The organism is Flavobacterium soyangense, from assembly GCF_015277675.1.
In the GTDB taxonomy this organism is placed as follows: Bacteria; Bacteroidota; Bacteroidia; order Flavobacteriales; family Flavobacteriaceae; genus Flavobacterium; species Flavobacterium soyangense.
In genome coordinates, this window is record NZ_JADHEC010000080.1 from 1 (window position 1) to 2,106 (window position 2,106).

Here is a 2,106-nt window from a genome sequence, read left to right on the forward strand (position 1 = left end):
CGTGATTTCTGCAATAAGCGGAAACAATAAAACTATCACCAGAACCTGGACTGCTACTGATGCTAATGCCAATGTCAGCTCATATGTTCAAATCATCACCGTAACCGATACTCAAGCACCAACCTTCACTTTGTCGCCAGCAAGTTTAACCATTGCCTGTTCTGCAAGCAGTTTGCCTGCCACAACCAATGGCCCCGCTACCGCAACCGACAACTGTGCTACTCCAGCAATCGCTTATTCTGATGTTTTGGTTAATGGAATTGGAAACAATAAAACTATCACCAGAACCTGGACTGCCACTGATGCTAATGCCAATGTCAGCTCATATGTACAAACCATCACCGTAAGCGATACTCAAGCTCCAACCTTCACTTTGTCTCCAGCAAGTTTAACCATTGCCTGTTCTGCAAGCAGTTTGCCTGCCGCAACCAATGGCCCCGCTACCGCAACCGACAATTGTGCTACTCCAACTATTGGGTATTCTGACGTGATTTCTGCTGTAAGCGGAAACAATAAAACTATCACCAGAACCTGGACTGCCACTGATGCTAATGCCAATGTCAGCTCATATGTTCAAACCATCACCGTAACCGATACTCAAGTTCCAACCTTCACTTTGTCGCCAGCGAGTTTAACCATTGCCTGTTCTGCAAGCAGTTTGCCTGCCACAACCAATGGTCCTGCTACTGCAACCGATAATTGTGATACTCCAACTATTGGGTATTCTGACGTGATTTCTGCAATAAGCGGAAACAATAAAACTATCACCAGAACCTGGACTGCTACTGATGCTAATGCCAATGTCAGCTCATATGTACAAACCATCACCGTAACCGATACTCAAGCTCCAACCTTCACTTTGTCGCCAGCAAGTTTAACCATTGCCTGTTCTGCAAGCAGTTTGCCTGCCGCAACCAATGGCCCCGCTACCGCAACCGATAATTGTGCTACTCCAACTATTGGTTATTCTGACGTGATTTCTGCAATAAGCGGAAACAATAAAACTATCACCAGAACCTGGACTGCTACTGATGCTAATGCCAATGTCAGCTCATATGTTCAAACCATCACCGTAACCGATACTCAAGCTCCGACCTTTACTTTGTCGCCAGCGAGTTTAACCATTGCCTGCTCTGCAAGCAGTTTGCCTGCCGCAACCAATGGTCCCGCTACTGCAACCGACAATTGTGCTACTCCAACCATTGGTTATTCTGATGTTGTCGTTATAGGAACTGGAAATAATTCAGTAATCACCAGAACTTGGACTGCTACTGATGCTGATGCTAATGTGAGTTCTTATGTTCAGACTATTACGGTAAATGCTACTACAGCTATTACTTCTCAACCAACAAGTACTTCAGTTTGTGTTGGCAGCAGTGCTTCTTTTACTGTGGCAGCAAACGGAGCAAACTTAACTTACCAGTGGCAGATAAATACTAATGGAAATAATTATGCAAACATTCCTGGAGAAACCAATCCCACACTAAGCTTTGCATCAGCATTAATAAGTAATGACAATAATTATAAAATTATAATTACAGGAATATGTGGTACAATTACATCTAATATTGTACATTTAACTGTAAATGCTCTACCAATTTTAACTGCACCAACACAAGTATGCATTGGAAGTACTGCAACTTTATCTCCAACAACCAACGGAACTTGGACAAGTAGCAATACCGCCATTGCCACGGTAACCAATGCCGGAGTAATAACTGGTATATCTGCTGGAACAGCAACTTTTACCTATAGTGAGACTGCAACAGGATGTAGTAAAACCACCTTGTCTGTCACTGTAAATGCTCTACCAATTGTAACTGCACCAACACAAGTATGTATTGGAAGCACTGCAACTTTATCTCCAACAACCAACGGAACTTGGACAAGTAGCAATACCACAATAGCCACGGTAACCAATGCTGGAGTAATAACTGGTATATCTGCTGGAACAGCAACTTTTACTTATATTGAGACTGCAACAGGCTGTAGTAAAACCACTTTGTCTGTCACTGTAAATGCTCTACCAATTGTAACTGCACCAACACAAGTATGTATTGGAAGTACTGCAACTTTATCTCCAACAACCAACGGAACTTGGACAAG

At 43.0% G+C, this 2,106-nt stretch carries 1 protein-coding gene; it reads left to right on the top strand.

Features of this window, described 5'->3' with window-relative positions; all coding sequences use genetic code 11:
- The coding region (locus IR213_RS16020) for a beta strand repeat-containing protein (RefSeq protein WP_394354931.1) at positions 1 to 2,106 on the top strand (2,106 nt) is incomplete at both ends.